This window comes from Massilia sp. MP_M2 (genome assembly GCF_039123635.1).
Lineage (GTDB): Bacteria > Pseudomonadota > Gammaproteobacteria > Burkholderiales > Burkholderiaceae_D > Telluria.
Genome location: NZ_JBCHJF010000020.1, coordinates 1 through 6,122, shown reverse-complemented (window position 1 = coordinate 6,122; position 6,122 = coordinate 1). Strand labels below are relative to the sequence as shown.

At 59.5% G+C, this 6,122-nt stretch carries 4 protein-coding genes and 1 pseudogene; 1 reads left to right on the top strand and 4 read right to left on the bottom strand.

Annotated elements, in window-relative coordinates; genetic code table 11:
* Positions 1-409 precede the first annotated feature (409 nt).
* Positions 410-820, top strand: a complete 411-nt coding sequence (locus RCH14_RS23890) for a DUF2061 domain-containing protein (protein ID WP_343028598.1) — start codon at positions 410-412, stop codon at positions 818-820.
* A gap of 644 nt (positions 821-1,464) precedes the next feature.
* On the opposite strand, the gene RCH14_RS23885 is transcribed toward RCH14_RS23890, so the two are convergent.
* The 4 genes and pseudogenes from RCH14_RS23885 to RCH14_RS23870 all read right to left on the bottom strand — a co-directional run.
* A complete protein-coding gene (locus RCH14_RS23885) occupies positions 1,465-2,121 on the bottom strand; it encodes a DUF3999 family protein (RefSeq protein ID WP_343028597.1) in 657 nt (218 codons plus the stop codon).
* Between the two features lie 73 nt (positions 2,122-2,194).
* Positions 2,195-2,947, bottom strand: coding sequence for a DUF3999 family protein (locus RCH14_RS23880; RefSeq protein ID WP_343028596.1), 753 nt, complete (start codon positions 2,945-2,947; stop codon positions 2,195-2,197).
* Positions 2,948-2,968: 21 nt separating this feature from the next.
* Entirely contained in the window at positions 2,969-5,287 is a 2,319-nt protein-coding gene (locus RCH14_RS23875) for a DUF2339 domain-containing protein (RefSeq protein WP_343028595.1), read from the bottom strand.
* A pseudogene (locus tag RCH14_RS23870) lies at positions 5,235-5,729 on the bottom strand (DUF2339 domain-containing protein); the annotation flags it as partial. The pseudogene RCH14_RS23870 and the gene RCH14_RS23875, both read right to left, overlap by 53 nt.
* Positions 5,730-6,122: the final 393 nt, after the last annotated feature.

Here is a 6,122-nt window from a genome sequence, read left to right as displayed (position 1 = left end):
AATTTAAGTAATCAAGAACCGAAGTTCTTGGCACCTTCATCAAACGCCCACACTTATCGACTGTTAATTTTTAAAGAACTTATTCGGTGCTGCTTTCCTGCTATCGCTACGAAGCGTTGTGTTCGTTAGCAGCAGAGAGGCGAAATTATAAAGTGCTTCTTAATTTTCGTCAACCCCTTCTTTCCTTCGCTGTCGCTGCTTGAAAGCGGCGTCTGCGTCGGGCAGAGCGAGACTATAACAAACCTGTGACATGTTCCGCAAGAGGCTTTATAAATAGACCGAGCTATCAGCATCCAAGATTAAATAGTCAAAAACTATGAACACCGTAGATTTATATTGCTTTGTGCGCCAATCGAGAATGACTATCATTTGCTTCTACTGTATCAACAGCACAAACTCCGGAGTTACAATGGTCATTGCCGCCAAGAAAACCAGCCAAGTCTTCACCCATATGGCCATCGCTTTCGCTATTGCCTATGCGCTCACTGGCTCGGTCATGTTCAGCGGCCTTGCGATCGTCATCGAGCCAGTCATCAATGTAGTGCTTCTTCCCTTCCATGAAAAAGGGTGGGCTGCCTTTCGTTCCCGGGCGGGTTCCGAGCGCGAACGTTTTACCCGCGCTGCGGCTGAAAAGCTCAGCCAGACCGCCATGCACATGGCGATTGCGTTTGCTGTGATCTACTGCGCAACTGGCTCTCTTGCGTTTGGCGGCATCGCGGCGATCCTCGAACCGGTGTGCAACGTACTTCTTCTGCCGATCCACGACCGCTTCTGGGATCGGCTCGAACTGCGCTCCACTGGCCAGCACCGCGCTGCCTGATCCACTCGCAACGCAAGTTGCGTAGCCCCCCTCCGCAGCAGAAGATTGGACAACTTGCCCATCCAGTGCGGCTGCCACGGACAGAGGCAGCGCACCGCGCGCAGATCGATAGCGTCCACGATGCACCAGGTGGCGTCCTCTTCGGCAGGCATGAGCAGCTTGCCGCCTTTAGGTTCCTGCAGGCGCGGCGCATCGATATACCCCGGCACAATGATCTTCACGGCGATCGCCCATGACACCGGCGCCTTGCGGAGCAGCTTTTGATAGTGGTAATCGCATTGCATGCGCGTCTGCGCCGCGCAGGCGTCGTACGAGTCGGATATACCCAGACAGATGCGATTGGCGTGCCAGTCGAGGCGTTTGCCAATGCCGTCCAGACGCTGGTCGCGTCCGACATAGCGCTTGTCGAGCCAGGCTGGAGCCTGCAGCGCCTGACAATGCCGCAGCGGCTGCGCACCATCGAGTCCCCACACTGTTTGCTAGCCACGGATTGAACGACGACCTACGATCAACGATCACTGACGCAGGAGTGCCTGCGCTATCCGGATCGGGATCGAGATCTGGATCTGGATCACGTCGATTATGCAACCCGTTTGATACCGTCCGCCCGTGCGTTGAGTCGCTTTGGGTGCCGCTTTTTCTCACTAGTCAGAGGCATGCAGGCCGCTGTCGGACACAGCGTCGGATGCAGGCACACCGGAAGTATCGACCTTCATTTGACGGAACAGGTGCCACGCCATGGCGGCAAGTGCTGCGAGGCCGCATACCAACACGCCCCACAGCCAATGCCGACGGGTGCCGATAGTAACGTCAACCTGCTCGATCGTATCGGCCCGCTGCTGTTGCACGAGCGCCTCCGGAGTCGCTGGTTCCAGTTCGGCCAGCTCACGCGGCGTGCAACCCGGCGCCACTTGGGATAGCGGCACGCTGGCGGTCGTTGCCCTGGCACGGCCGAACGCCAGATGGTACGGCGCCTTGCCTGCAGCAACGAACACGATGGTTGCAGGCGCCCAACGCAAGCGCAAGGCAGGGCGCTCCAGCACGGGGGCCACTGGTCGGGCCACCCAGGTCGCCGCATTCGTGGGGGCAATTTCGACGTCGCCGGAGACGCGCTGCTGTCCCTTCTGCGACAGTTGGTAAAAGGTTGTATTCAGGATCGGCTGCAACTGTGTCACACCCCGCTCACCCGGTTTGCGGCCACGCGTGGTTTGGTACTGTCCCACCATCACCGGCATGACCACATTCTGCGCCTGAAACACGAAGCCAACAGAGATCGCAGGGATGGCGACAGGCGATGTCATACATCTAATCGCTCCCCTCGGCAGCCGGCAGAGCCGGCAGAACGATGGTCTCGAGTTGCATGGCAGCGTACTGCTACACGATATATTCGACGTTGATATCGACAAAGGCGAGTGGCTTGCCGTCTAGCCAACGAATCCGGGCGTAGCGAAATGACCGCGGCGAGAATTCGATGCGGTGCTTGCCTACACTTGCGCCGCGATCGTTGACGAGCCAACTGACCGCCGCTTCGGCCAGCACTTCCCAATCTTGCAGGTCGTTACTTACATCGACGGCGACGTGCGCGTTGTAGCTGGCCATCCCCTGGGGCAACGATAACGCCAGCGCGCCCACTGGCGCGGCTGCGCTGACCTTCGCAGCAAGTGCCGCCGGCTGAAGGTCGAGGATCAAACTTTGCAGCTCGTCGCTTGCTATGCGCGACGGCGTCGTCACCGAGATGACGGCGCCGTCGCTCCGGGTACGAATCTGCAAGCTTTCAGGCAATGCACCTGCATTTCGGGCGGCGCCATACAGTGGGAAGATCGCGACCTGTGCAATAGCCTTCTTCTCGATGGCGGGTGGCGCCTGATCGAGCAGCGCAAAAGGCATGGACGCGCCGACGGCATCGAACACGCGCAGATCGTGCAAGGCAGGCGAACGCGCATTCAAATAGACCGCACGCGGGAGCGGCAATCGCACGATGGCCTGGTTGCTGACAATGCGCAAAGAAAGACTATCCGAATAATCAGCTGGCCTGTCGGTGGGGGCCACTGGATTCGCCGTGGCGGCGGCGCCCGACAGCACGAATGCCATGATGGCGTAACAGCATTTGCAGAGAAAGGTCGGCATGGAGTGATGCTCCTGTACGGGTCACACTGGCGCGGCCGTCGACGCGGCCTGCGATGCCTTCGGATACGGCGCCAGGTAGCCAACGAGCAGCAGCAACAGGCCAACGCCTACGAACGAGACGACACGCGCGATACTCCCGCCATTGGCCAAGTCGACCAAAAACAGCTTGGCCACAACAATGCTGTACAAGAATGCGCCGCCCCACCAGAGCCGCCGTTTGGCAGTACGTGCCGCGATGCGCATGAGCACGAAAGCACTTGCGCCCCAAGTCAGAGAGAGCAACGCCTGCACCGTTTCCGAAGCAGCGAGCTCGGCAAGCCGGCAATCGATGCCAAGGTAATGCGCCGCGCTTCGTAGCAGCATGAGATTGAACCAGAGCCACGCTGCCACTGCGCCGGCACGCCGCAACGTGCGCAGAACTGGCTGGTCCGACGCAGCCCTCGCAGCGAGCTGCCGCAACGTGACTACCCATAGCAGCAGCACGAACCCGGTGGTCAGATCGAGCGGGTTGAGCAGTGGAAGATAGGGCAACGGGGCCATCGCGCCATCGTGTCTCAGATTCCACAGAGTGATCGGCAACATCGTGAGAACAGTACCCACTGGAACAGCAATCGACTGGTACCAGTCCGAGATCGGCACAGTGGGCCAGCGCCTCATCACGCTTCGACGCAGCAAGCCGACAAGGAACAGCATCATTGCCCATGTCGGGAGGTAATTGCTCCAGGCCGCATCGGTGATCCAGCTGTCTCGCAGGATCAGCACGCTGTCCGTCGGCGTGGCGAGCCACCCGTCGATCAGGATCGCACCAGTCGGCCATAACGCCAGCCACGGGCCAGCCGTACGCACAGTATGCAGAATCTGCAATACGGTACGCTCCAGTAGCGAGCCGCTGGCATCCCAGCGCAGCATCGCCTGTTCGCTGCTCAAGCATGTAATTGCCCATGCGATCCAGAATGCGCCATCCGGAAGCGCATGCGCGCCATAAAGCTGTGCAAGTAAACGCAGCGTAATAATGCTCATCGCAGCCCAGCAGACAAGGGCGAACCCACGCAATTGTGGCCAGGCGAAGCGCAGGCCACAGCGCACGCACGCAGTCGACGTGGCCGCGATGCCAAGCGCATACAGTGCCAGCCAACGGGAATGCCCGCTGCCCAGGGTAGAGGGCAGATAGTCGATTACCCGGCCGGCCGTGACATTGAGGGCGCATACCCACCAGATGCCGCTCCACAACAGCAGTGACGCTGGAAGGTAACTACCGGCGTCCGTGGGCGCGGCCCGCTGCAGCGTCCGGCTGGTCGCCAACGCCGCTACGGCCAGGATGACTACGCCAAGCAAAGGCATAGCGTCACCTGATTCAATCATATGTATCCACGACAACCTAGGCGCAACGGCAATTGCCAGGCCGATAGCCCCCGCGATCTGGGCGGCCAGGACCAGTCGCCGCGCGGTGGGCCAGACGGTGCGCAGGCTGATGGCATACAGCAGCAGCGCGGTGAGCATCGAATCGGCAACGATCCAGTTCGCCAGGGTGGCGCCCGAAAAACGCAGGAATGCTTCGACATACCACCCGGCCAGCAGCCAGGCAGCCGCTAGTACCAAGGCCGTACTGGCCAGCGGCGACAAATCCTGTTCGCCGCCGTTCGGCCTGCGTAACGCCACGGCCACAGCGTACGCGCTGCCGGCGAGCAGCAGGAAGCCCAGCCACAAGTTCGCTGTCAGCGCGGCGTCGCTGTCGAGGTTGGACAGCGCGATCGTGAAGCTGATCCAGGCTGCGACCTGCAACGAGAGTCCACAAATCCAGATGGCACGCCGCTGATGGCGCAATCCGAACCATACGGAACCGAATCCTTGCAGTGCCCATGCTGCCGAGGTCCAGCGCGCATCAAGGGCAAACGGAATCGTCAGTGTGCCGAAGATAGCGCCAAGAACTGCAAACGTCTGGACCAGCACTCGCCAGCGCTCCTTGCCGGCGCGCCAGAGCATCGTACCGACCACGAGATAGAAGCCGCCCAGACCAAGAGCAGAGAACGCCAGTCCAAACGGCATGTCCTTGACCAGCCCAACCTGAAATCCGAATGTCAGCAATGGCGTTCCCATGACGAGCGTGACGTCGACACAATCCTGAAGCCGTGTTCTCTTGCGGCCAGCAAATGCCAAAGGAATGCCGGAATAGCACAGGAAAAAGAGGATGAGAAAAGCCTGCGCCGATGCGTAATTGTTCGAGGTATATTGCAATCCGCCCCAGGCCCCAGGCCCCAGCAACCCCAAACGTGAAAACGGAACCAAGCAGATTGAGCTGGTGCCACGAACGCTTGAACGCCAGAACGAACACGCCGACATTGAGCATCGTGTAGTAAGAAAACAGGGCTATATGGTTCCCCTGTCCAGTGGACAAAAGCAGCGGACAGGCGAAGCCACCGGTTATACCGAATGCCGCGAGCCATGGCGCTTCCTGCAAGATCGCCGGCAGGCATGTGAATACTGTAAGCAACACCAGCGAGGCGAATGCGAATTCGGAAGGTATCAAGGCATAGCGCTGAAATGCGCTGAAAATCACCAGCATCAGGATGGCGATCGCCGTTCCCTGAACCGGCAAGCTGATTTCCCTGCGTTTGCCAAGCAGGCGCCAGCCCCAACCCAGCAGTACCAGGTCGGCCGGCACCACTGCGGCCAACCGTAGCTCCATTGGGATGGTAATAGTTGCCGCCACATACTTGAGAAGGAATGCGACGCCGATGAACAGGATGACCAAACCAAGCTTGGCGACAAGATTTCCGGTCATCACCCACGTTCTGATGGCAACCAGCCAGCGCGGCGGTGGCGATACCGGTTCGGGCAAAACATCAGGCTCGGGTGACGACGTGATCGTGTCGCCTGGGGCCGTACTGCCAGGGACGCTGCGTGAGGTGCGCGGCGTTGCTTGCGGCGACAGGGGGGCTGTTTCACCGTCTTAGGTACTGGCAGCAGAACTCGCATTGGCACTGACAACGTCCCGCGCCTGCACTGATAATCGTTGATTGAGCCTGTGTGTTATTCGATCGCCCAAAGCAAAAAACCCCACTCAGATCACTGAGTGGGGTTTTTCTATATAACTAGCCTGACGATAACCTACTTTCACACTGGTTGCAGCACTATCATCGGCGCAAAGTCGTTTCACGGTCCTGTTCGGGATGGG